Here is a 20167-nt window from a genome sequence, read left to right on the forward strand (position 1 = left end):
GCGGCTCTCGTTGTGCCCGCGCGACCGCCCGTTCCGCTGACCTGAACCGGGGCTGCCGCATCGCTCCGCCGCCCGATCAGACAGGCTGGGTTCATGTTGCAGGCGCGAAGGGGGCTGCGGCGAACGGGCCCTCCGCTCGCCGTGTAATCGCGTCACTACGGGCCTGGGGCGGTGGCTTGTTGCAAGCCGCCGCTCCCGGTTTCGCTCTTGGGATCATCCGCGCGCAGCCCATATCGTCGGCATCGCGCCATCGGAAGGTTCCTGCTGATGCCCCCATCCTCCTCGCGCCGCGCCGTCCTCTACCGGATGGTGATGCCCGATCATATCTGCCCCTTCGGCCTCAAGGCGCGCGACCTGTTGCAGCGGCAGGGTTTCGCGGTCGAGGATCACTGGCTGACGACGCGGGCGGAGACGGATGCGTTCAAGGCGGCGCATGACGTCCGCACCACACCGCAGACGTTCATCGACGACGAACGCGTCGGCGGCTACGACGATTTGCGCCGCTTCTTCGGCAAGCCGGTCGCCGATCCGAAGGCGACCCGCTACCGCCCGGTGCTGGCGGTATTCGCGATCACCGCACTGATGGCGCTCGCCGCCAGCCTGGCCGCTTATGGCACGCCATGGACGATGCGCGCCGGCGAGTGGTTCATCGCGTTCAGCATGACGGTGCTGGCGATGCTGAAGCTGCAGGATGTCGAGAGCTTCTCGACCATGTTCCTCAACTACGACCTGCTGGCGCGCCGCTGGGTCCCCTACGCTTATGCCTATCCCTATCTGGAAGCCGGCGCCGGCGTGCTGATGATCGCAGGCGTCGCGCGCTGGCTGTCGGTGCCGGTGGCGCTGGTCATCGGCGGTATCGGCGCGGTGTCCGTGATCAAGGCGGTCTATATCGACAAGCGTGACCTGAAATGCGCCTGCGTCGGCGGCGACAGCAACGTGCCGCTCGGCGCGTTGTCGCTGACCGAAAACCTGATGATGGTCGCGATGGCGGTGTGGATGCTGGTCAGATGAGCGCGTTGACCGCGTCCATGAAGCGCATCAGGCTGATCGGCTTGGAGACATAGGCGGCGGCGCCGGCGGTGCGGATCCGCTCCTCGTCCTCGCGCCCGGCATAAGCGGTGACCGCCATCACCGGGATCGTGCGCAACTCCTCGTCCGCCTTCAGCGCCAGGATTAGCTCATAGCCGGTGACGTGCGGCATCTGGATGTCCATGATGATCAGCTCGGGCTTCACCTCGCGCGCGCGCTCCACGGCCTCGCGACCGTCGCGCACTGGTTCGGCGACGAATTGATGCGCCCGCAACAGGTCGCAGAACAGCTTCAGGTTGAGCTCGTTATCCTCGACAACGAGAATCCTTTTTGCCACGCCCCGCACCACCCTTTCGTCCACAGCGTGATAGGCAATGCGCGAGCCTGATTCAAATACCTCGGATAGCGCCACGCTCGCGCTGCAGGCGCTGGTCTGGACGCTGGGCGACGGCGATCGTGCCACGCGACTGCTTGGCGTCACCGGGCTCGATCCGGCCGATCTGCGCGCGCGGGCGGGCGATCCGGCGGTGCTCGCCGCGACCCTGATGTTCCTCGAATCGCACGAGCCCGATCTCGTCGCCTGCGCCGCGGCGCTGGACGTGCCACCCCAGGCGTTGGTCCGCGCCCGTGAACGACTGGAGAATTGAGTGAAGCCGCTGCTGATCTGCGATTGCGACGAGGTGCTGCTCCATATGGTCAAGCATTTCGGCGTGTGGCTGCGCGAGTCGCACGACATCGCCTTCACCCCCGACGGCGCCGATTTCGCCAATTCGATGCGCCGCGCCGACGGTAGCGTGCCGAGCCGCGACGAGATGTGGGCGCTGCTCGGCGGCTTCTTCCCCGATGAGATGCATCGCCAGACGCTGGTGCCGCATGCCGCCGAGGCGCTGGCGCGGCTCGCCGAGATGGCGGAGATCGTCATCCTCACCAATCTGACCGACGCATGCCGGACGGCGCGGATCGAACAGCTTGCGCGCTTCGGAATCGTGCATCGCGTTGAGTGCAACCAGGGCGGCAAGGGCGATCCGGTCGCGCGCCTGGTCGCCGAACACGGCGATCCGGTCACCGTCTTTGTCGACGATTTGCCGGTCCACCACGAATCGGTCGCGCGGCATGCCCCCGGTGTCCACCGGCTGCACATGGTGTCCGAGCCGACGCTGGCACCCAATGTCGCCCCCGCGCCGTTCGCGCATGCGCGGATCGACGACTGGCGCGAGGCGGCGGACTGGATCGCCGCGCGCTTCGCCGCCGGCCGGCCTGCCGCGTCGGCCTTGCCCGCCGAGGCCTGAGCCCGCTACCGCGGCTGCCAACACGAAAGGACTCTGCATGACCGACCGTATCGACCGCAAGCTCGAAGAACTCGGCCTGACCCTGCCCGAAGCCGCCGCGCCGGTCGCGGCCTATGTGCCTGTGGTCGAGGCCGGCGGCCTGCTCCACCTGTCGGGGCAATTGCCCTTTGTCGACGGTCAGCTGGTGACCGGCCGGCTCGGCGACGGCGTCTCGCTCGAGGACGGCCAGGCGGCGGCGCGCGCCTGCGGCCTGATGATCGTCGCGCAGATCAAGAAATATCTCGGCGGCGACCTGTCGCGGGTGCGGCGCGTCGTGAAGCTGGGCGTGTTCGTCAACAGCCACGCCGATTTCACCGATCAGCCGAAGGTCGCCAACGGCGCGTCGGAACTGATGGTCGCGCTGTTCGGCGACGACGGCCGCCACGCCCGCAGCGCGGTCGGCGTGCCGGTGCTGCCGCTCGGCGCGGCGGTCGAGGTCGACGCGATCATCCAGGTCGATTGAGCGGTATAGCCCCCCGTCATTCCCGCCTGCCAGGGAATGACGGACGGGCGCGGCTGGAAGCGGCCGCCGCCGCCCCTATATCGGCGGCGATGATGCCGAGCCCGATCGCCGCATGACCAGCCTCGTCGCGCGCCTTGCCGACGGCGTCCGGTCCATCCCCGCCGATGCCTGGGATGCCTGCGCCGGCACTGCCAACCCCTTCGTCAGCCATGCATTCCTATCCGCTCTCGAAGAATCGGGCAGCGTCGGTGGCCGCTCGGGCTGGCAACCCCTGCCGATCGTCGTCGACGGCGATGACGGCCTGCCGGCGGCGATCGCCCCTGCTTATGCCAAGGCCCACAGCCAGGGCGAATATGTCTTCGACCATGCCTGGGCCGATGCCTGGGAGCGCGCCGGCGGCGCTTATTATCCCAAGCTGCAGATCGCGGCGCCGTTCAGCCCGGTCCCCGGCCCGCGCCTGCTGCTGCGCGATCCCGCCGCCGCGTCGGCGCTGATCGCGGCGATCGAGGCGGTCACCGATCAGAACGACTTGTCCTCCGCCCATGTCACCTTCGTCGCACCCGATCAGGTCGCCGCATTCGACGATGCCGGCTGGCTGTTGCGGGAGGGGACGCAGTTTCACTGGGCCAATCGCGGCTATGCCGCCTTCGACGACTTTCTCGCCGATCTCGCCAGCCGCAAGCGCAAGGCGATCCGCAAGGAACGCGCCGCCGCGGTCGAGGGGCTGACCATCCGCCATCTGACTGGGGCGGAGATCCAGCCTCAGCATTGGGACGCCTTCTGGACCTTCTATCAGGACACCGGCAGTCGCAAATGGGGGCGACCCTATCTGACCCGCCGCTTCTTTCCACTGCTGGGCGAGGCGATGGGCGATAAGGTGCTGCTGATCCTCGCCGAGCGCGACGGCACGCCGATTGCGGGTGCGCTCAACCTGATCGGTGCCGACACGCTCTACGGCCGCTATTGGGGCTGCACGGAAGACGTGCCGTTCCTTCATTTCGAGCTATGCTATTACCAGGCGATCGACGCGGCGATCGCGCGTGGCCTGAAGACGGTCGAGGCGGGCGCGCAGGGCGAGCACAAATTGGCGCGCGGCTATGTGCCGGTGCCGACCTGGTCTGCGCATTATCTGCCCGACCCGAACTTCCGCCGCGCCGTCGCCGACTTCCTCGTCCGCGAACGCGCCGCGGTGGAGGGCGAGCAGGCGGTGCTGGAGGAATTGACGCCGTTCAGGCGGGGTGGCGGCTGAACCAGGCCGCCCGCGCCCGCGGCGGGATCAGTTCCGGGTCGAGCCGGATGTTCGGCGTCCGCCGGTCGTCGATGCGGTAAAGGACCGAACGACCGTTACGCCAGATCGGGGTCAGGCCGGCGACGAACTCCGGACCATAGGCCGGCGGGTTGATCAGCCAGACGTAATCGAACGCATCGCGCGGCAGCATCGCCAGCGACAGCTTGAGCGGCCGCCACCATTCGCCACGGCAACGCCGGTCGGTGACGATCTCCGACGGATCGTGCGCAAAGGGGCCGGCGGCGGCATAGCGGACAGTCAGCAATTGCGCGCCGGCCATCGACCATTGGTCGTTGGCGAAGGCGTGGCGGCGGACCAGCGCGATGCCGGGGATGTGCTCGAAGCGCGAATAGGTCCAGTCGTCGTAGCAATGCCGGCCGATCATCGTCACCAGCCGCGCGCCCTCCGGCACATGGTCGAGCGCGGCGAGCGTGCGGTCATAATCGCGGTCGTAGATTGCGTAGCTGACCGTCTGCGCGGCGATGCGGACGCCGAAGAAGCCGAGGCCGAGCGCCGCCAGCGTCGCCGCGCTGCGCATCGAGAGGCCGCGTTTCGGCCGCAGCGCAATCACCGCGATGGCGAAGACGAAGGGGGCGAGGCGCATGTCGGCATAGGCCGAGCCGAACACGATGCGCGGCAGCACCAGATAGACGCCGAGCAGGAACAGCGCCGACAGGCCGAGGTTGCGCGAATATTCGACGCGCGAATCGCGCACCCCCTTCAGCAGGATGGCGAACAGGATCGTCACCGAGACGATGTCGAACGCCATCCAGCGGTCGCGCAGCACCATCGTCACCCAATTCATCTTGGCCTGCCAGTTGAACCAGTCCATCGTCTTGCCGGTGACGTGGTCGCCCGAGCGCCAGAAGACCATCAGCAAGAAGGGCAAGGCGAGCGGCAGACAGCCCAGGCCCGCGCGCACCCAGGCGCGCAGCCAGTGGCGCGGGCCGCGATCGGTCATCAGGTCGTGCTGGCGGATCATCTCCGCCGAAAAGGCGAGCACGCCGAGCACGCCCCAGCCGAAGGTGTGGCAGACCCACAGGGCGCAGGACAGCGGCACGAAGACGATCGCGCGCAGCGACAGGCGGCCGAGCCGGGCCATGCGCAGCCACAGCGCGAACAGGTTGAGCGCCAGCGCCATCGACAGCGCGAAATTCACGAAGCCGAACTGGAAGGGGTAGCTGTAGGCGAGCGGCAGCGCGAACAGCGCGGTTGCCGGGATGCGCCCGTGCACCTCGCGGGCGATCCACAGCAGGCCGGACACGGTCAGCGCGGGGATGGCGATGACGATCAGTTTAACCGCCAGCTCCAGCCCGAAGATCGGCGCGAGCGGGATGATGGCGAGGTCGATGCCGAGGTTGCCGATCAGCGACCATTGGAAATTATACCAGTCGGCCAGCCAGGGATGTCGGCCGCCGTCGAGCTGGACGGCATAGCGGCCCATATGGCCGGGAAGGTCGACGAGCGGCGGAATATCCGGCCAAAGCAAGGGGATCGTCGCCACGATCACCATCGCCACCACGAACGCGCGCGTCTGCCACCAGTGCAGCTGTTGCCCCTGCATCGCACCGCCTTACGCGGGCGGGGCGCCCTCCGACAAGCGCTTACGCACCAGTATGACGGCGCCGTCGGGCGATTGCGCGACCGGGACGAAACCCGCCGCCGCGCCATGGCCGAGCGCCGCGGCGACGGTGCCGGGCCGATCGGCGCCCGGCAGGCCGGCGCAGGCGAGCAGATAGCGGGCACCGAGCCAGTCCGCGCGGACCGCCGCCTGCGACGCGGGGGCGGCGTAGAAGGCATAGGTCGCCAGCATGCCCCGGCCGTCGCGATGATAGGGGGCGGCGAGCACCCGGTGCGCCGTCCCGCCGACGATCCACGCGCCCGCGTCGACCGGTGCGATCACCGTCCCGGCGGGCAGGCGGGCGAGCGTCGCGATCGTCGCCGGGCTGGCGCAATCGCCCTGCCCAGCCGGCGCTCCCGCCGGCACGGGCGGCCGGGTCAGCGCCTCGGCGGCGAGCGGGTAGAGCAGGCCGGCGGAGGCGAGCCAGCTGGCGACCAGCGCGAGGCTGCCGCGCGTCCGCGCCGTGGCGACCACCGCCGCCAGTGCCGGCGCGGCGAGCAGGGCGGCGGGATAGGCGCCCCGCAGCTGCACCGCGGTGACGGCCAGCGCCATGGCGAGCAGGCCGGCGATCAGCCCCCAGCCGGCGCTGCGGCTGCGCCGCCACTGCCACAGCGTCGCGACAAGGCCGGCGAGCGCGACGCCGGCATAGCCGAGCGTGGTGGCGAGGGGCGCCGTCGCGATCGACTGCGCCTCGCCGACCTGGGTCAGCCACAGCCGGGCGAGGCGCGGGTCGACCGCGCCGTAGGGGTTGAGGCACGACGGCGAGCGCCACAGCGCCGCCGCCGCCATCACCGTGCCGATTGCGACCGCGGCGGACGCGCGCGCGCGCGTCGAGGTCAGCGAAGGACCGAGGCCCGCGAGCAGGATCGGCGCGGCGAGCATCGTCAGCGCCGCCTGCCACGCGACCCGCGTAAAGCCGTCGCATGCGGCATAGTCGAAGCCATCGCCGGCAAAGACGGCCCGCCCGACCAGCAGCGCGACCAGGGCGCCGACGGCGAAGGCGCCGATCGCATCGTCAGCCTGTTGGCAGGCCCCTGTCATGCCGGGCAATTCCGACGAGTCTTGACACAATTGACGCCTGGACGGGCCATCTCCCCCTTCCTCCCCGGCTAAGACGAACCGACGATGAGAAAGAGCGTGTGGCGACGACCGCATCCTATCACCGCCGCCGCTTGTAGGACAGCGCCCGGCCGCCTCCTGCACGGCCGCGTTCGTCCAGCGGATCAACAGCCACAGGCCCAGCAGCGCGATCAGCGGCGCCGTCTCCAGCCCGACGACCAGGCCGGCGCCCGCGCACAGCCCGGCCGCCGCCGCGCCGCGCGCGCGGCCGTCGAGCAGGCCGAGAACCGCGCCGAGCAGCAGCACCATCTGCAGGCCATGATGGTCGATGCGGCCGGGCACGAAGATCGTCGTCGCCGGATAGGCGAGCGCCGCGACCACGCCGGCGGTCGCCGCGATCGCGCCGCCGCCGAGCCGGCGGGCGATGCGGATGACGAGACACAGAGCGGCGGCGAACAGCAGGATCGGCCAGGCCGCCACCGCCGCCACCTCGGCACCGTGCAGGCCCAGCACCGGCCGCAGCACGACGATCAGCGCCGCCGGCCCGAGGTCGGCGAGCCGCGTCCAGTGCATCGCCAGGCCGCCGGCGAGCCGATATTGATGCAGGTCGTCCCACGCCTGCCCCGCCAGCCAGTCGCGCACCTGCGCCAGCCGCATGACATCGTCGGTATCGGGCAGGCGCAGCTGCGCCAGATCGCCCCAGGCGCGGATCGTCCACACCACGCCCAGCAACAGGGCGAGGGCGAGCGCGATCAGCGCATCGGAACGGAGCCGCCGGGCCATGCCGGCGGGTCTAGGGCGATGTGGTTAAGGGGCCCCTAAACCCCTCCCCGGCGGGAGGGGCCGCGGATCAGCGGTCCCGCCGGCCGAGCAGGCGCAGGCGCAGCGCGTTGAGCTTGATGAAGCCCGCCGCGTCGCGCTGGTCATAGGCGCCCTGATCGTCCTCGAAGGTCACCACCTTCTCGGAATAGAGCGAATTGGGCGACCTGCGCCCGACGACATAGACGCCGCCCTTGTACAGCTTGAGCCGCACCGTGCCCGACACCTTGAGCTGGCTGTGGTCGATCGCCGCCTGCAGCATCTCGCGCTCCGGCGAAAACCAGAAGCCGTTGTAGACCAGTTCCGCATAGCGCGGCGCCAGCTCGTCCTTGAGGTGCGCGGCACCGCGGTCGAGCGTGATCTGCTCGATGCCGCGATGGGCGAGATGATAGATGGTGCCGCCCGGCGTCTCGTACATGCCGCGGCTCTTCATGCCGACGAAGCGGTTCTCGACCAGGTCGAGCCGGCCGATGCCATGCTTGCGACCGAGTTCGTTGAGCTTGGTGAGCAGTTCCGCGGGGCTGGTCGCCTCGCCGTTCAGCGCGACGCCGTCGCCGCGTTCGAAGTCGATGGTGATGTACTCGGGCGCGTCGGGCGCATCCTCCGGATTGACGGTGCGGCTGTAGACATAGTCCGGCACCTCCTGCCACGGATCCTCGAGCACCTTGCCCTCGGACGAGGTGTGGAGAAGGTTGGCGTCGGTCGAGAAGGGCGATTCGCCGCGCTTGTCTTTGGCGACCGGGATCTGATGCGCCTCGGCGAATTCGATCAGCTTGGTGCGGCTGGTCAGATCCCATTCGCGCCACGGCGCGATCACCTTGATGTCGGGGTTGAGCGCGTAATAGCCGAGCTCGAAGCGGACCTGATCGTTGCCCTTGCCGGTCGCGCCGTGGCTGACCGCATCGGCGCCGACCATTTTGGCGATCTCGATCTGGCGCTTGGCGATCAGCGGCCGCGCGATCGACGTGCCGAGCAGGTACAGCCCCTCGTAGAGCGCGTTGCCGCGCATCATCGGGAAGACGTAGTCGCGGACGAATTCCTCGCGCAGATCGTCGATGAAGATGTGTTCGGGCTTCACCCCGGCCATCTCCGCCTTCTTGCGCGCCGGCTCCAGCTCCTCGCCCTGGCCGAGGTCGGCGGTGAAGGTGACGACCTCGCACTGATACGTCTGCTGCAGCCATTTCAGGATCACGCTCGTATCGAGGCCGCCCGAATAGGCGAGGACGACACGGTTGATCGGATCGGTCACGGCGAAACCCTTCGACTGCGGATGATGGCCGCGCCCCTAGGGCGAAGGACGGGCGGGCGCAACGGTCCGCGTGTTCAGTTCGGGTTTAACCGGCGGCGGCTAGCGGTTAGGCCGATCCGTCCCTTCCCCTTTCGAAAGCCGATCATGACGCGTCTTCCGCTCGCCACCCTGCCGCTGCTGCTCGTCGCCGCGACCTCCCCCGCCGCCGACAAGGTCGACCCCAAGATCCGCGGCGAGTTCAACCGCACCGACACCAACCACGACGGCTTCCTCAGCCGCGCCGAGATCGATGCGCGGGTCGAGCGGATGAACGTCGGCAAGGCGCCGATGCCGGAGGCCAAGGCCAAGGCGATGGCCAATGCCTGGTTCAACACCGCCGACGCCAATCACGACGGCAAGGTGTCGCCGGCGGAGATGCAGGGCCTCTTCCGCGCGATCGCCTCGCGATACGACACTAACCACGACGGCGTCGTCAGCCTCGACGAACGCGCCGCCGCCCGCGCCGCGATCCTGGGCGGCGACAGCCCGCAGCAGGGCCCGAAAGGCCGGTAACACCAGTTCCTCCCCGCGCGCGGGGAGGGGACCACCCGCAGAGGGGTGGGGGGCTTTCCGCAAGCAACGCGCTGTGTGGCGGCCCCCCTCCGTCAGCGCTGCGCGCTGCCGCCTCCCCGCGAGCGGGGAGGATATCATCCCCGCAGCGCCCGCTCGCCCTCGATCATGTAATCGCGGGTCAGCGGCAATTCGGTGCGGCTGCGCGAGAATTGGATCTGGTAATTGCACATGCCGCCATTTTCGAACGCCATGGCGGCACCGGCGAGATAGAAGGTCCACATGCGGTAGAAGCGCTCGTCGTACAGCGCGACGATCGCGTCGCGCGCCGCGACGGTGCGGCGATACCATTCGTGCAGCGTGAACGCATAATGGAGCCGCAGCACCTCGACGTCGGTGAGGAACATGCGCAGTCCCTCGAACGCGGTCATGATCTCCGACAGCGCGGGATTGTAGCCGCCGGGGAAGATGTATTTCGCGGTCCAGTCGTCGGTGACGCCCGGCTTGCCGAGCCGGCCGATCGTGTGGAGCAGCATCACGCCGTCCTCGGTCAGCAGGTCGCGGCACTTGCTGAAGAAGGTGCGATATTGCGGCGGCCCGACATGTTCGAACATGCCGACCGAGACGATACGGTCGAATCGCCCTTCGACGCGCCGGTAATCGATCAGCTCGAAGCGCACCTGGTCGGCGACGCCGGCCGCCGCGGCGCGTTCGCGCGCGATCTTGATCTGCTCTTCCGACAATGTGACGCCGAGCACCTCGACGCCGAACTTGCGGTTGAGATAGAGCGCCATGCCGCCCCAGCCGCAACCGATGTCGAGCACCTTCATGCCCGGCTTCAGCGCCAGCTTGGCGGCGATATGCGCGAGCTTGTCCTCCTGCGCCTGTTCCAGGCTGTTGGCCGGGTCGGTATAATAGGCGCAGCTGTACTGCTTGTCGCGGTCGAGGAAGAGGTCGTAGAGCCGCGCCGACAGGTCGTAATGGTGCGCGACGTTGCGCTTCGAGCGGCGCTCCATGTTGACGCGGTCGATGCGGTGCTTGACCGCCGCCGCCGCGCGCGCCGGGGCGGAGGCGCCGAGATGGTCCTGCCCCGCTTCCCACGGGTCGTTGGCGGTCATCAGCCGGACGAGGCTCATGATGTCGTCGCCGTCGACGCTGATTCGGCCGTCCATGTACAATTCGCCCGCGCCCAGCGAGGGATTGGCGAGGATGCGGCGGGTGACGCCGCCGTCGTGGAAGCGGAGCACGACATGGCCGAGTTCCGCATCGGGGGTGCCGAAGGTGACGGGCGGGCTGCCGGGTCGGTGGAGGGTAAGTTCGCCGCGGGTCACGGCCTTGCGTAGGAATGCGTCGATCAGCGCCATTCGGGGTCCGTAACGATGCGCAGGGCCACAGCGCAACCAACATCGGTAAGGGTTACGTCTATTTCATCTTTTCTCCCCGCAGGCGGTGGAGGGGGATGGCCGCGAGCGCTGCACGGCGTCGAGCCCCCCCTCCGTCAGCGCTGGCGCGCTGCCACCTCCCCGTGCCGGGGAGGATAATCAGATGCCCGCATACCAGTCGTAGTCGACATTATCCTCCCAATAGCCGCCGCGCCCCTTGCCGATGCGATCGAGGCTGGCGACCGCGTCGATGCCGGTGACGTATTTGGCATGTTTGTAGCCGAGCTGCCGCTCGACGCGCAGCCGCACCGGTGCGCCGTGCGCGACCTCCAGCCGTCGCCCGTTCATCTTCAGCGCCAGGATCGTCTGCGGATGGAAGGCGTCGACCGTGTCGATCGACTCATAATAGGGCTGGCCGTTGTAGAGATCGGCGCAGGTGAAGACGACATAGCGCGCCGATCGCCGCATCCCGGCCGCCTTCAGTACCGTGCCGAGCATCGGCCCCTGCCATTGGCCGATCGCGCTCCACCCCTCGACGCAATCGTGGCGGGTGATTTGCTCACGCGACGGCATCGACGCGAGCTGCGCGAGGCTGAGCGACAACGGCCGGTCGACCAGCCCGCCGATGCGCAGCCGATAGCTGGCGAAGCCGTCCGCGGCCATCGCCGCATAGGCGGGCGTGCCGGGATCGCGCGTGCCGTTGGCGCGGAAGATCGGCGACATCTGGTCCGGCCGGAACTCCGGCGCCAGGGCGCCGCGGTCGAGCAGCGCGCGCTGCAGCCCTTTGTGCATGTCCTCGCCCGCGAACAGGATGCGGCGGGCGGCCGGCACCTGCGCGACCTTGTCGCAGCCGGCGAGGAGCAGGCCGGTCGCGCCGACCAGCAAGTTGCGCCGCGCAACGATCATTCCGGCACCTTCCAGCGGCCGGTCAGCATCGAACGCAGCTCGTTGCCCGCCCCGGCCAGGATGACGAGCACCAGATGGATCACCGCGAAACCGCCGAGCAGGCTGGCCGCGACGAAATGGATCGACCGCGCCGACTGGCGCCCGCCGAACAGGTCGAGCAGCCACGGCCAGGCGGCGTCCATGCCGGGCGACAGCGCCAGCCCGGTCAGGATCATCACCGGCAGCGCGACGAACAGGACGAGGATATAGCTCCACTTCTGCAGGCTGTTGTACGCCCCGGGATCGTCGCGGTCATGGAAGCGGAAGTTCCAGTGGTCGCGCACGTCGGCGGCAAGATGCGCGGCACTGACGTCGCGCCGGGTCAGCGCCAGCCGGCGGAAATGGCGGTCGACGAGGCTGACGATCATATAGCCGAGCAGGCCGAAGGCGAGCACCAGGGCGAACAGCAGATGCCAGCGGCGCGAGATGGCGAGATTGTAGCTCGCCGGAATGGTGAGCCAGGCGGGGAAATGCGGCAGCTGCGCCCAGGCATGATCGAAATTGGCGCCATAGCGTCCCCAATAGAGGCGCGGATGCGCATTGGAGATGCCGAGGCCGGAGCCGAGCAGGATGAAGAAGGCGACGGCGTTGAGCCAATGCCACAGCCGCGTTGCGAGCGTGTGGCGGCGGATCACCGTGCCGGGGGGTGGCGGAACCATGATCCATGTGTAGCAGCTTAAGCCCCATGACCGAATGGCATTTCTATCAGCCCCGCGACGGCCACGGCCTGGCGCACGATCCCCTCAACGCGATCGTCGCGCCGCGGCCGATCGGCTGGATCGGCAGCCGGTCGGCGGACGGCGTCGCCAACCTGGCCCCCTACAGCTTCTTCAATCTGGTCAATTACGCCCCGCCGCTGATCGCTTTCGCCTCGCAGGGATGGAAGGACAGCGTCGCCAATATCGACGCGACGCGCGAATTCACCTGGAATCTCGCCACCCGCGACTTGGCCGAGGCGATGAACGCCAGTTCGGCGGGCGTGCCGCCGGAGGTGGACGAATTCACCCTCGCCGGGCTTGCCACCGCGCCGTCGCGGCTAATCGCACCGCCCCGTGTCGCGGCCAGCCCGGTGTCGTTCGAATGCCGGCTGACCCAGTTGATCCGGCTCACGACCCAGGAGGGGCGCGAACTCGACCAGTGGCTGGTGATCGGCGAGGCGGTCGGCATCCACATCGACTCGAGCATGCTGGAGGACGGCGTCTATCAGACCGCCCGCGCCCGGCCGATCCTGCGCGGCGGCGGGCCGGCCGACTATTTCGCGATCACCGAGGACGCGCTGTTCCGGATGCGCCGGCCCGGCTGAGGCGGATCTTCGAGCCGATCCCCGCGAACGCCGGGACGCCGGGGTTCAGTGATAGGCGCGCCAGAAGAAGACCGCCGTGGTCGTCGCGGTGATCAGCAGCGTCCAGCCGCGGATCACCGCCGGTGGCAGCACGCGGCCGAGCCGGGCGCCGAAATAGCCCCCGGCGATCGATCCGATCATCATCGGCAGGCACAGGCTCCAGGCGATGATGCCGGACAGGACGAAGATCGCGGTGGCGGCGGTGTTCGCCACCGCCAGCATCAACGTCCGCGGCGCGGCGAGCGTCGCCGGATGCGCACCGGTCAGCACGCCCCACATCGCGGTCAGCATCATGCCGACACCGCCGCCGAAATAGCCGCCGTAGATGCCGAGCAGCGCCTGTCCCGCCACCACCGCCCGCGGTCCGGCGCGGAAGCGGCTCGCCACCCAATCGGCGGCATGACGTCCCAACGCGATCGCCACCGTCGCGGCGAGCAGCAGCCACGGCACGATCACGTCGAAGGCGCGGGCCGGCGTCCACACCAGCAACAGGCTGCCGATCAGGCCGCCACCGAAGGTGACCGCCGCCAGGGGACGGATGCCGACCCCGCCGATCGGCGCCAGCCCGGCGCGATAGGCCCAGGCGCTCGCCATCGCCCCCGGCTGGACCGCGACGTTGCTGGTCGCATTGGCGACGGTCGACGGCAGGCCGAGCGCGATCAGCGTCGGCATGGTCGCGAATGACCCGCCGCCGGCGAGCGCGTTCATCGCCCCGCCCAGCACGCCGGCGCCGCCTGCCAGCGCCAGCCCCGGCCAATCAGCCAAGCGCGATCATCTTCTCGGCGGCCTCGCGATCCATCTGCGCGCGGCTCTTCTTCTCCGCCGCGGTCTTCAGCTGGCCGCAGGCCGCGTCGATGTCGCGACCGCGCGGGGTGCGGACGGGGGCGGAAATGCCCGCTTCGAAGACGATGTTCGAGAAAGCGCGGATCCGCTCCGGCGTCGAGCATTCGTAAGGAGCGCCCGGCCACGGGTTGAACGGGATCAGATTGACCTTGGCGGGCAGCTTGTACTGGCGCAGCAGCCGGACCAGCTCGTGCGCGTCGGCGTCCGAATCGTTCTTGTCCTTCAGCATCACATATTCGAACGTGATGCGCCGGGCGTTGTTGGCGCCGGGATAGTCGGCGCAAGCCTGCAGCAATTCCTCAATGCCGTATTTCTTGTTGAGCGGGACGATCTCGTCGCGCACGTCCTTGGTCACCGCGTGCAGCGACACGGCGAGATTGACGCCGATCTCCTCGCCGGCGCGCGCCATCATCGGCACGACGCCGCTGGTCGACAGCGTGATCCGCCGCTTCGACAGCGCCAGGCCGTCGCCGTCCATCACGAGGCGAAGCGCATCGCGCACCGCATCGAAATTATACAACGGCTCGCCCATACCCATCATCACGATGTTGGTCAGCAGGCGGCCTTCCGGCTGGCTCGGCCATTCGCCCAAGGCATCGCGGGCGAGCATGACCTGGCCGACGATCTCGCCCGGCGTCAGGTTGCGCACCAGCCGCATCGTACCGGTATGGCAAAAGCGGCAGTTGAGCGTGCAACCCACCTGGCTCGACACACACAAAGTGCCGCGATCGGCGTCCGGGATGAACACCATCTCGTAATCCTGGCCGTCGGGCGAGCGCAGCAGCCATTTGCGCGTGCCGTCGTTCGACACCTGCGCCTCGACGACGTCGGGCCGGCCGATCACGAACCGTTCGGTCAGCCACGGATGCTGCGCCTTGGCGATATCGGTCATCTGCGCGAATTCGGTCGCGCCGCGATTGTACAGCCAGTGCCAGATCTGCTTGCCGCGCAGCTTCGCCTGCCGCGCGTCCATGCCTGCCTCCGCCAGCGTGGCGCGCAATTGCTCCTTGGACAGGCCGATCAGGTCGACGCGGCCGTCCTCGCGCAGCGACGGCGCGCGCGGCACGGGCACAGGATCGATATGGCCCGGAATGGGCATGGGCGGGGACGACACTGTCAGCATGCGCCCGCACATAGGCGAAAACGGCCGCGATTTCCACTCCCGGCCGGATTGCTGCGGCTAGCGCCCGACGCAGGCCAGGCCGGCGGCATCGATCGCGGTGGCGGCGCCGGCGAGCAGATAGACGTCCGCGAACGGCCGCCCACCCGGCGCGACCGCCTCGACGCTCATGCTGCGCGCCGAACGCAGCGCGGCGACGATCGCGTGATCACTCGGCGAATCCGCCGCCCAGGCATCGGTCGTGCCCGCGACCAGGGCGAAGCGCCGCTCGCCGACGGTCAGCGTCACCGGCGCCGACCGGTCGCGCGCACGCGACAGGCGGACATGCAACGAGGCGCGCAGCGGCCGCCCCGGCCAGGTCGCGACGCTCGCCCAGCCGCCGGTGCGGCCGCCCGCGCGCACCGGTCGCGCGATGGCGTAGCAGCGCGCCGGCGCGGCATCGCGGAACGCGCCCCAGCCCTGGTAGACGCCGATCGTCTCGCGCCCGCCGGCCGGCGCCGCGACCGCCAGCAGCAGGGAAAGCGCCAAGATCACGCCGGAGCGCGGCCCGTGCCGCGGTGGACGATCCGCTCGACACCGTTGGCGATGCAGGTCAGCGATCCCTGCGGCAGGCCATCGACGATCGGCGCGCCGAACACCGGATGCGGCGGCGCGCCGGTCATCACCCCGCGCAGCACCCGGCTGGAGATGCCGTGCATGATCACCAGCCGATCGCCCGCATCGGCGGCGGTATCGGCCAGCCAGCCGCCGACCCGCGCCGCGATGGCGGGATAATCCTCGCCGTCCGGCGCCGGCTGCAACAGGCCTTCGGCGGTGATGATCGGGCCGACGGTGCCGATCACCTCCGCATAATAGCGCCCGCCCCAGCTGCCCATGCCGATCTCGCCGAGCCGCGCGTCGGTGTGCGCCGCGTGCCAGTCGAGCCCGAGATGCTCGGCGATCACCGCCAGCGTCTGCAGCGCCCGCCCGGTCGGCGAGGCCCAGAGCGTCAGCGCCGGCCGCTCGCCCAGTTCCTCGCGCAGCGCCCGCCCCATCTCCTCCGCCTGGGCGAAGCCGGCGCGGGTCAGCGGCGTGTGCGGATGGTCGCCCTGCAACCGCGCCGCGGCGTTGAACACGGTTTCGCCATGGCGGGCGATATAGTCGCGGCCCTGTCGTGCCGAAGGAAAGTCGCGACCCGGTCGCGGCGGCGCTTGCGTCATGGCGGCGGTTTCAAGCCCCTGTGGCGCAAAAGCAACGGATTTCCGTGTTTAGCTGAGGTTCATGCAACGCCCGGCGCGATCGACCATTGGAGCCGCCCACCCGCTTGGAGGGTGGAAGTATCGCAATGGAGTAACTCATGCGTCAGCTCATTCTCGCCGCCGCCGTCGCCGGCACCGCCTTCGCCGCCCTGCCCGCCGCGGCCCAGACCGCCGCCGCGCCCTTCACCGGCCTGCGCATCGAAGGCGTCGCCGGCTATGACGCGCTGAAGGACGGCCACGATCAGGCCGCGAGCAGCAGCGACGGCTTCGTCTACGGCGGCGCGGTCGGTTACGACCTGCAGGTCAACAATCTGATCATCGGCGCCGAAGGCGAGCTGACCGGATCGACCACCGACACGCGGACCGACGGGCTGCTCGTCACCAACGACCGGCTGCGCGTCGACGCCGGCCGCGACATCTTCGCCGGGGCGCGCGTCGGCTTCCTGGTGACGCCGTCGCTGATGGCCTATGCCAAGGGCGGCTATACCAATGCGCGGATCAACACCCGCTACACCACCGGCTCGACCGAGGTGCGCGACCATTTCGATATGGACGGCTTCCGCCTCGGCGCGGGGCTGGAGCATCAGATCGGCGCCAACACCTATATCAAGGGCGAGTATCGCTATTCGAACTACAGCCGCGCCGATCGCTATGACATCGACGCGGACCGGCACCAGCTGGTCGCCGGCGTCGGCATGCGCTTCTGATCCGTGCCGGGACGGTGCCGGGGCGGCAGCGACCGCCGCCCGCGCTAACGCCGCGTTAACCGGAATCGGCCGAGGGGTCGGAGCGCTTGCTCCGACCCCTTTTTCGTGGGTAGAGCTAAGGATGAACACGCCCCGGACTCGGGGGACGGGGGTTTGAGATCATGAAGGCGACGATCGAACGTGCGACGCTCCTCAAGGGGCTGAGCCATGTCCAGTCGGTGGTGGAGCGCCGCAACACCATTCCGATCCTGTCCAACGTGCTGCTCGAGGCGACGGCCGAGGGTGCGCTGCGCCTGATGGCGACCGACCTCGACCTGCAGATCAACGAATCGGTCCAGGCGGCGGTCGACCAGCCGGGCGCAACCACGGTGTCGGCGCACACGCTGTTCGACATCGCCCGCAAGCTGCCGGAAGGCAGCCAGGTGCAGCTGACCGCCGCGGAAGGGCGGATGACGATCGTCGCCGGCCGCGCGCGCTTCAGCCTCGGCACGCTGCCGCGCGACGATTTCCCGGTGATCGCCGAGGGCGAGCTGCCGACGCAGTTCGAGATTCCCGCCGACACGCTGAAGCAGATCATCGACAAGACGCGCTTCGCCATCTCGACCGAAGAGACGCGCTATTATCTCAACGGCATCTTCCTGCACGTCGCCGACGACGGCAGCGAGCCGGTGCTCAAGGCCGCGGCGACCGATGGCCACCGCCTCGCCCGCGTCACGCTGCCGCGGCCGGAAGGCGCCGCCGGCATGCCCGACGTGATCGTGCCGCGGAAGTGTGTCGCCGAACTGCGCAAGCTGCTCGACGAGGTCGACGGCTCGGTCGGCGTGTCGCTGTCTGGGACCAAGATCCGCTTCGACCTTGGCCAGGCGATCCTGACCTCGAAGCTGATCGACGGCACCTTCCCCGATTACAGCCGGGTCATCCCGACCGCCAACGACAAGATCCTCAAGCTCGATCCGAAAAGCTTCATGGAAGGCGTCGACCGCGTCTCGACGATCGCCACGGAGAAGACGCGCGCCGTCAAGATGGCGCTCGACCGCGACCGGATCACGCTGTCGGTGACCAGCCCGGAAAACGGCACGGCCGCCGAGGAAGTGCCCGGCGACTATACCGCCCTGCCGTTCGAGATCGGCTTCAACAGCCGCTATCTGCTCGACATCCTGGGCCAGATCGACAGCGATCTGGTCGAAGTGCACCTCGCCGATGCCGCGGCGCCGACGCTGATCCGCGAAAACGACAAGTCGCCGGCCCTGTACGTGCTGATGCCGATGCGGGTCTGATCCCACCGTCTCCCCGGCCACAACCGGGGAGACCTCTTGCGGGTCGGCTAGGAGCGGGAGGCACGGTCCCTTCTCCGTACCGCCGCCACCGTCAGGCGCCCGGCTCCAGCTTGACCTCGAACACCGTCGGCCAGAGCTTGCCGGTGATGAACAGCCGCCGCCCCTTGGCGTCCCAGGCGATGCCGTTGGCGACCGCTTCCGGGTCGGTCGCATTCACCTCCGCGACGATCGCACGCAGGTCGACCACCGCCGTCACCTTGCCCGACACCGGGTCGATCCGTACCAGCCATGGCGTCCGCCAGACGTTGGCGAGGATCTGGCCGTCGACCACTTCCAACTCGTTGAGCTGATCGAGTGGCCGGCCGTCGATCGTCACCGCCAGCTTGCCGGTGACGCGCAGCGTCCTGGGGTCGAATCGCTTGAGCGTCGCGCTGCCGTCCGATTCGATCAGGCCGCCCGTCTCGCTCGCCAATCCCCAGCCCTCGCCCGGGAACCGTCCCTCGCCCGCCTTCTTCAGGTTCGGCAGCGCCCAGCGGTGCGCGACGCCGTCGTGCCAGGTCAGGCTGATCAGCTGATCGCCCCAGCGCGCCAGCCCCTCGCCGAACTGCGCCGCCGGGATCGCGGCCCGCGCCATGATGCGGCCGTCCTCCAGCCGGACGCGCCGCACTTCCGACACGCCTTCCCGCCCGACGCTTTCGAACAGGGCATTGTCGGTGAAGATCAGCCCCTCGGTGAAGGCGCTACGGTCATGCGGAAAGCGCGCGACGATGCGCGGCACGAGCAGCTGCGGGCGCGCGTCGGCGGCGGTGGCGGCCGTCGGTGCGGCAGGGGCGACGACCTGGACGGGAGCGGCGCCGAGCAGCGCGGGCAGGAGCAGCAGGAGGGGCAAGGGACGCATCGCAACGGGCTCCACAAACGAACGGCCCGCCCGGAACTTCCGGACGGGCCGCCGTCACTCACATCGGGATCGGAACGATCAGCTCGCCGAGGACAGGTTCACCGCGGCATATTTGCCGCGACGATCGACCTCGATCTCGAACTGCAGGCGGTCGCCCTCGTTCAGCGTCGGCATGCCGGCACGCTCGACGGCCGAAATGTGGACAAAGGCGTCCGGCTGGCCGTCGTCGCGCTGAATGAAGCCAAAGCCCTTCATCGCGTTGAAGAACTTGACCGTACCGGTCGCCTTCTCGCCGGTCAGCTGGCGCTGCGGCGCACCGCCGGCGCGCGGGCCGCGGTCGTTGCCGCCGAAGCCACCCTCGCGCGGCTCGCGCGGCGCGCGGTCTTGCACCGGCATCGGCTCACCGTCGATCTTCAGCTCGGTCGCCGAGATACGGCCACCGCGGTCGACGAGGGTGAAGCCGAGCGGCTGACCCTCGGCCAGACCGGTCAGGCCGGCCTGCTCGACGGCCGAGATGTGGACGAACACGTCCTCGCCGCCATCGTCGCGGACCACGAAGCCGAAGCCCTTCTGCGCGTTGAAGAACTTGACCACGCCGGTGCCTTCGCCGACGACCTGCGGGGGCATGCCGCGGCCGCCGCCGAAGCCGCCGCCACCACCGCCGCCGAAACCACCGCCGCCGCCGCCGCGGTAACCACCGCCACCGCCGCCGCCGAAGCCGCCGCCACCGAAGCCGCGGTCGCCGCCACCGAAGCCGCGGTCGCCGCCACCGAAGCCGCCGCCGCCGAAGCCACGGTCACCACCACCGAAACCGCCGCCACCGAAGCTGCTGCCGCCGCCGAAGTCGTCACCGCCACCGAAGCCATCGCGCTTGTCGCGACCACGTCCGCCACGATTGCCGCGGCCACCTTTGTCGTAACCCATAAACCTGTTCGTCTTCCCGGTTCGCCCGCATCCGATCCTGTCGAAGAACCCGTGCGCCGGACGACGAACGCGAGCCTTCGGGCGCG

Annotated in this window: 22 protein-coding genes; 9 read left to right on the forward strand and 13 right to left on the reverse strand. The window is 69.2% G+C overall.

Going from position 1 to position 20167, the window contains the following annotated elements; all coding sequences use genetic code 11:
• Positions 1-267 precede the first annotated feature (267 nt).
• Entirely contained in the window at positions 268-1011 is a 744-nt protein-coding gene (locus tag ACU5AX_RS15690) for a MauE/DoxX family redox-associated membrane protein (RefSeq protein WP_446691736.1), read from the forward strand.
• On the opposite strand, the gene ACU5AX_RS15695 is transcribed toward ACU5AX_RS15690, so the two are convergent.
• Positions 1004-1366, reverse strand: coding sequence for a response regulator (locus ACU5AX_RS15695; RefSeq protein ID WP_446691737.1), 363 nt, complete (start codon positions 1364-1366; stop codon positions 1004-1006). The two genes, ACU5AX_RS15690 and ACU5AX_RS15695, sit on opposite strands and share 8 nt — an antisense overlap.
• A gap of 37 nt (positions 1367-1403) precedes the next feature.
• On the opposite strand from ACU5AX_RS15695, the gene ACU5AX_RS15700 reads away from it, so the two are divergent.
• From ACU5AX_RS15700 to ACU5AX_RS15715, 4 genes are all read left to right on the forward strand, one after another.
• Positions 1404-1676 carry a DUF3572 domain-containing protein gene (locus ACU5AX_RS15700; protein ID WP_446691738.1) on the forward strand — a complete coding sequence of 91 codons (273 nt, stop codon included), beginning with the start codon at positions 1404-1406 and terminating at the stop codon, positions 1674-1676.
• Positions 1677-2318, forward strand: a complete 642-nt coding sequence (locus ACU5AX_RS15705; protein WP_446691739.1) for an HAD family hydrolase — start codon at positions 1677-1679, stop codon at positions 2316-2318.
• A gap of 37 nt (positions 2319-2355) precedes the next feature.
• Positions 2356-2820 (forward strand): RidA family protein, encoded by a 465-nt coding sequence (locus ACU5AX_RS15710; RefSeq protein WP_446691740.1) that lies wholly within the window; start codon positions 2356-2358, stop codon positions 2818-2820.
• A 112-nt stretch (positions 2821-2932) separates the two neighbouring features.
• On the forward strand, positions 2933-4069 hold the full coding sequence (locus ACU5AX_RS15715) for a GNAT family N-acetyltransferase (protein ID WP_446691741.1): 1137 nt from the start codon (positions 2933-2935) through the stop codon (positions 4067-4069).
• Here ACU5AX_RS15715 and ACU5AX_RS15720 read toward each other — a convergent pair.
• The 3 genes from ACU5AX_RS15720 to ACU5AX_RS15730 form a co-directional block, all read right to left on the reverse strand.
• A complete protein-coding gene (locus ACU5AX_RS15720) occupies positions 4050-5672 on the reverse strand; it encodes a hypothetical protein (protein WP_446691742.1) in 1623 nt (540 codons plus the stop codon). The two genes, ACU5AX_RS15715 and ACU5AX_RS15720, sit on opposite strands and share 20 nt — an antisense overlap.
• A 9-nt stretch (positions 5673-5681) precedes the next feature.
• Positions 5682-7571 (reverse strand): hypothetical protein, encoded by a 1890-nt coding sequence (locus tag ACU5AX_RS15725; RefSeq protein WP_446691743.1) that lies wholly within the window; start codon positions 7569-7571, stop codon positions 5682-5684.
• A gap of 67 nt (positions 7572-7638) precedes the next feature.
• On the reverse strand, positions 7639-8856 hold the full coding sequence (locus ACU5AX_RS15730; RefSeq protein WP_446691744.1) for an argininosuccinate synthase: 1218 nt from the start codon (positions 8854-8856) through the stop codon (positions 7639-7641).
• A 144-nt stretch (positions 8857-9000) separates the two neighbouring features.
• Here ACU5AX_RS15730 and ACU5AX_RS15735 point away from each other — a divergent pair, with 144 nt between their 5' ends.
• Positions 9001-9408 carry an EF-hand domain-containing protein gene (locus ACU5AX_RS15735; RefSeq protein WP_446691745.1) on the forward strand — a complete coding sequence of 136 codons (408 nt, stop codon included), beginning with the start codon at positions 9001-9003 and terminating at the stop codon, positions 9406-9408.
• A gap of 134 nt (positions 9409-9542) precedes the next feature.
• Here the strand turns inward: ACU5AX_RS15735 and ACU5AX_RS15740 are convergent, their stop codons facing one another.
• The 3 genes from ACU5AX_RS15740 to ACU5AX_RS15750 form a co-directional block, all read right to left on the reverse strand.
• On the reverse strand, positions 9543-10769 hold the full coding sequence (locus ACU5AX_RS15740; protein WP_446691746.1) for a class I SAM-dependent methyltransferase: 1227 nt from the start codon (positions 10767-10769) through the stop codon (positions 9543-9545).
• A 177-nt stretch (positions 10770-10946) separates the two neighbouring features.
• Positions 10947-11693: a molybdopterin-dependent oxidoreductase gene (locus tag ACU5AX_RS15745; RefSeq protein ID WP_446691747.1), complete on the reverse strand. Its 747-nt coding sequence runs from the start codon at positions 11691-11693 to the stop codon at positions 10947-10949.
• Positions 11690-12391 (reverse strand): cytochrome b/b6 domain-containing protein, encoded by a 702-nt coding sequence (locus ACU5AX_RS15750; protein WP_446691748.1) that lies wholly within the window; start codon positions 12389-12391, stop codon positions 11690-11692. The genes ACU5AX_RS15745 and ACU5AX_RS15750 overlap by 4 nt, the downstream gene beginning before the upstream one ends.
• A gap of 26 nt (positions 12392-12417) precedes the next feature.
• On the opposite strand from ACU5AX_RS15750, the gene ACU5AX_RS15755 reads away from it, so the two are divergent.
• Complete coding sequence (locus ACU5AX_RS15755) at positions 12418-13035, forward strand: flavin reductase family protein (RefSeq protein WP_446691749.1); 618 nt, start codon at positions 12418-12420, stop codon at positions 13033-13035.
• Between the two features lie 45 nt (positions 13036-13080).
• Here the strand turns inward: ACU5AX_RS15755 and ACU5AX_RS15760 are convergent, their stop codons facing one another.
• Genes ACU5AX_RS15760 through ACU5AX_RS15775 form a run of 4 tightly spaced genes read right to left on the reverse strand, consistent with a single transcriptional unit; the run spans position 13081 to position 16236 of the window.
• Positions 13081-13839 (reverse strand): sulfite exporter TauE/SafE family protein, encoded by a 759-nt coding sequence (locus ACU5AX_RS15760; RefSeq protein WP_446691750.1) that lies wholly within the window; start codon positions 13837-13839, stop codon positions 13081-13083.
• Complete coding sequence (rlmN, locus tag ACU5AX_RS15765; protein WP_446691751.1) at positions 13832-15040, reverse strand: dual-specificity RNA methyltransferase RlmN; 1209 nt, start codon at positions 15038-15040, stop codon at positions 13832-13834. The genes ACU5AX_RS15760 and rlmN overlap by 8 nt, the downstream gene beginning before the upstream one ends.
• 57 nt (positions 15041-15097) lie before the next feature.
• Positions 15098-15568, reverse strand: coding sequence for a hypothetical protein (locus ACU5AX_RS15770; protein WP_446691920.1), 471 nt, complete (start codon positions 15566-15568; stop codon positions 15098-15100).
• Complete coding sequence (locus ACU5AX_RS15775) at positions 15568-16236, reverse strand: histidine phosphatase family protein (RefSeq protein ID WP_446691752.1); 669 nt, start codon at positions 16234-16236, stop codon at positions 15568-15570. Before ACU5AX_RS15775 ends, ACU5AX_RS15770 begins: the two co-directional genes overlap by 1 nt.
• A gap of 137 nt (positions 16237-16373) precedes the next feature.
• Between ACU5AX_RS15775 and ACU5AX_RS15780 the strand changes: the two genes are divergently transcribed.
• Entirely contained in the window at positions 16374-16982 is a 609-nt protein-coding gene (locus tag ACU5AX_RS15780) for an outer membrane protein (protein WP_446691753.1), read from the forward strand.
• Positions 16983-17143: 161 nt separating this feature from the next.
• Complete coding sequence (gene dnaN / locus ACU5AX_RS15785; RefSeq protein WP_198354202.1) at positions 17144-18259, forward strand: DNA polymerase III subunit beta; 1116 nt, start codon at positions 17144-17146, stop codon at positions 18257-18259.
• A 91-nt stretch (positions 18260-18350) separates the two neighbouring features.
• Here dnaN and ACU5AX_RS15790 read toward each other — a convergent pair whose 3' ends face one another.
• Together ACU5AX_RS15790 and ACU5AX_RS15795 are read right to left on the reverse strand one after the other, a co-directional pair.
• The gene (locus ACU5AX_RS15790; protein ID WP_446691754.1) at positions 18351-19157 is read right to left on the reverse strand and encodes a glutaminyl-peptide cyclotransferase; all 807 of its coding nucleotides are present in this window, start codon (positions 19155-19157) and stop codon (positions 18351-18353) included.
• A gap of 78 nt (positions 19158-19235) precedes the next feature.
• Positions 19236-20081 carry a cold-shock protein gene (locus ACU5AX_RS15795; RefSeq protein ID WP_446691755.1) on the reverse strand — a complete coding sequence of 282 codons (846 nt, stop codon included), beginning with the start codon at positions 20079-20081 and terminating at the stop codon, positions 19236-19238.
• Between the last annotated feature and the right edge of the window lie 86 nt (positions 20082-20167).

Source organism: Sphingomonas benefaciens (genome assembly GCF_052907485.1).

What these genes read in the sequence shown, in the direction of transcription:
- ACU5AX_RS15745 (WP_446691747.1), bottom strand. Translation starts at nt 11,693, where the DNA reads ATGATCGTTGCGCGGCGCAACTTGCTGGTCGGCGCGACCGGCCTGCTC.
- ACU5AX_RS15720 (WP_446691742.1), bottom strand. Translation starts at nt 5,672, where the DNA reads ATGCAGGGGCAACAGCTGCACTGGTGGCAGACGCGCGCGTTCGTGGTG.
- ACU5AX_RS15755 (WP_446691749.1), top strand. Translation starts at nt 12,418, where the DNA reads ATGACCGAATGGCATTTCTATCAGCCCCGCGACGGCCACGGCCTGGCG.
- ACU5AX_RS15780 (WP_446691753.1), top strand. Translation starts at nt 16,374, where the DNA reads ATGCGTCAGCTCATTCTCGCCGCCGCCGTCGCCGGCACCGCCTTCGCC.
- ACU5AX_RS15710 (WP_446691740.1), top strand. Translation starts at nt 2,356, where the DNA reads ATGACCGACCGTATCGACCGCAAGCTCGAAGAACTCGGCCTGACCCTG.
- ACU5AX_RS15795 (WP_446691755.1), bottom strand. Translation starts at nt 20,081, where the DNA reads ATGGGTTACGACAAAGGTGGCCGCGGCAATCGTGGCGGACGTGGTCGC.
- ACU5AX_RS15725 (WP_446691743.1), bottom strand. Translation starts at nt 7,571, where the DNA reads ATGGCCCGGCGGCTCCGTTCCGATGCGCTGATCGCGCTCGCCCTCGCC.
- ACU5AX_RS15750 (WP_446691748.1), bottom strand. Translation starts at nt 12,391, where the DNA reads ATGGTTCCGCCACCCCCCGGCACGGTGATCCGCCGCCACACGCTCGCA.
- ACU5AX_RS15690 (WP_446691736.1), top strand. Translation starts at nt 268, where the DNA reads ATGCCCCCATCCTCCTCGCGCCGCGCCGTCCTCTACCGGATGGTGATG.
- ACU5AX_RS15790 (WP_446691754.1), bottom strand. Translation starts at nt 19,157, where the DNA reads ATGCGTCCCTTGCCCCTCCTGCTGCTCCTGCCCGCGCTGCTCGGCGCC.
- dnaN (WP_198354202.1), top strand. Translation starts at nt 17,144, where the DNA reads ATGAAGGCGACGATCGAACGTGCGACGCTCCTCAAGGGGCTGAGCCAT.
- ACU5AX_RS15735 (WP_446691745.1), top strand. Translation starts at nt 9,001, where the DNA reads ATGACGCGTCTTCCGCTCGCCACCCTGCCGCTGCTGCTCGTCGCCGCG.
- ACU5AX_RS15775 (WP_446691752.1), bottom strand. Translation starts at nt 16,236, where the DNA reads ATGACGCAAGCGCCGCCGCGACCGGGTCGCGACTTTCCTTCGGCACGA.
- rlmN (WP_446691751.1), bottom strand. Translation starts at nt 15,040, where the DNA reads ATGCTGACAGTGTCGTCCCCGCCCATGCCCATTCCGGGCCATATCGAT.
- ACU5AX_RS15740 (WP_446691746.1), bottom strand. Translation starts at nt 10,769, where the DNA reads ATGGCGCTGATCGACGCATTCCTACGCAAGGCCGTGACCCGCGGCGAA.
- ACU5AX_RS15700 (WP_446691738.1), top strand. Translation starts at nt 1,404, where the DNA reads ATGCGCGAGCCTGATTCAAATACCTCGGATAGCGCCACGCTCGCGCTG.
- ACU5AX_RS15715 (WP_446691741.1), top strand. Translation starts at nt 2,933, where the DNA reads ATGACCAGCCTCGTCGCGCGCCTTGCCGACGGCGTCCGGTCCATCCCC.